This window comes from Streptomyces sp. NPDC059524 (genome assembly GCF_042749255.1).
Taxonomy (GTDB): domain Bacteria; phylum Actinomycetota; class Actinomycetes; order Streptomycetales; family Streptomycetaceae; genus Streptomyces; species Streptomyces xanthii.
The window spans coordinates 1-1443 of record NZ_JBHYTK010000178.1 but is presented as its reverse complement, the minus strand read 5'-3'; the positions used below and the strand labels follow the sequence as shown (position 1 = coordinate 1443).

Annotated in this window: 1 protein-coding gene and 5 tRNA genes; all 6 read left to right on the top strand. The window is 68.2% G+C overall.

What is annotated here, in order from left to right:
- Window positions 1-70: 70 nt before the first annotated feature.
- The 6 genes from ACFW9D_RS33405 (at window position 71) to ACFW9D_RS33380 (ending at window position 1419) form a co-directional block, all read left to right on the top strand.
- Window positions 71-790: an HAD family hydrolase gene (locus ACFW9D_RS33405; protein WP_384628293.1), complete on the top strand. Its 720-nt coding sequence runs from the start codon at window positions 71-73 to the stop codon at window positions 788-790.
- A gap of 88 nt (window positions 791-878) precedes the next feature.
- A tRNA-Gln gene (locus tag ACFW9D_RS33400) sits at window positions 879-950 on the top strand.
- Between the two features lie 42 nt (window positions 951-992).
- Window positions 993-1065 (top strand) — tRNA-Glu (locus ACFW9D_RS33395).
- 63 nt (window positions 1066-1128) lie between these two features.
- Window positions 1129-1201: transfer RNA gene (locus ACFW9D_RS33390), tRNA-Glu, on the top strand.
- A 31-nt stretch (window positions 1202-1232) separates the two neighbouring features.
- Window positions 1233-1304 (top strand) — tRNA-Gln (locus ACFW9D_RS33385).
- A gap of 42 nt (window positions 1305-1346) precedes the next feature.
- Window positions 1347-1419 (top strand) — tRNA-Glu (locus ACFW9D_RS33380).
- The last annotated feature ends 24 nt before the right edge of the window (window positions 1420-1443 follow it).

Sequence of the window (1443 nt, the reverse complement as noted above, 5' to 3'; positions counted from 1 at the left end):
ACCCACCACGGGTTCCGGCCTTCACCCGTTTCCGGACCCGGCGCGCGCCCCGGCGACGTACGGTCGGACCATGCCGATCAGAGCCGTGGTCTGGGACATCGACGACACGATCTTCGACTACGCGGGAGCCGACACCGCCGGCATGCGCGCCCACCTCACCGCGGAGGGGCAGCTGGGCGCCTTCGGCAGCGTGGAGCGGGCGCTGGAGCGCTGGCGGGAGCTGACCCGTGCGCACTGGGCCCGCTTCGAGGCGGGCGCCACGGACTGGGAGGGCCAGCGCAGGGACCGCGTACGCGGCTTCGTGGACGCCGCGCTGGACGACGAGGCGGCCGACGCCTGGTTCGGGCGCTACATCGTCCACTACGAGGCCGCCTGGGCCCTGTTCCCCGACACCGTGCCCGCCCTGGACACGCTCGCCGGCGGATACCGGCACGCGGTCCTGTCCAACTCCTCCCTGCACAACCAGGAGCGGAAGCTGCGCGTCCTCGGCGTGCGCGACCGCTTCGAGGCCGTCGTCTGCGCCGCCGAACTCGGCGTGGCCAAGCCCGAGGCCGCCGCCTTCCACGCCGTCTGCGCCGAGCTGGCCCTCGCCCCGCACGAGGTCGCCTACGTCGGTGACCAGCCGGACACGGACGCGCGGGGCGCCGTCGAGGCGGGCCTGACGGGCATCTGGCTGGACCGCGCGGAGCGGGGCGGCCGACCCGAACTCACCCGCATCACAGGCCTCGATCAGCTGCCCGCGCTGCTGGCGGGCGATACCCGTTTTGGAGCGCCGGACACCTTCGGGTAATGTTCTTCCTGCGCCGAGGGGAACGGGCCGAAAGGCCGAAACCCGGAAGCGCAAGCCAAGCAAGATCCCCCCGGGGATTGTGGTTTGGTGGCCTATGGTGTAATTGGCAGCACGACGGTTTCTGGTTCCGTTAGTCTAGGTTCGAGTCCTGGTAGGCCAGCTCGCAGAGCTCATCTGCAACCGTGGATTCCAGATCCACAAAGCCCCCGTTGTGTAGCGGCCTAGCACGCTGCCCTCTCAAGGCAGTAGCGCCGGTTCGAATCCGGTCGGGGGTACAGATCCTTCTCGTGAGGACGGTATGGGTAGCTCCCGCCGACCTTGATGCCAGGATCGCTAGGGCCCCCGTTGTGTAGCGGCCTAGCACGCCGCCCTCTCAAGGCGGTAGCGCCGGTTCGAATCCGGTCGGGGGTACTGGTCTAGGCCTGATTGGTCTAAACCGCCATGGCCTATGGTGTAATTGGCAACACTACGGTTTCTGGTACCGTCATTCTAGGTTCGAGTCCTGGTAGGCCAGCTCGCAGAGCTCATCTGCAACCGCGGATCTCGCATCCGCAAGGCCCCCGTTGTGTAGCGGCCTAGCACGCCGCCCTCTCAAGGCGGTAGCGCCGGTTCGAATCCGGTCGGGGGTACGCGAACGATCAGAGGCTGTCTCT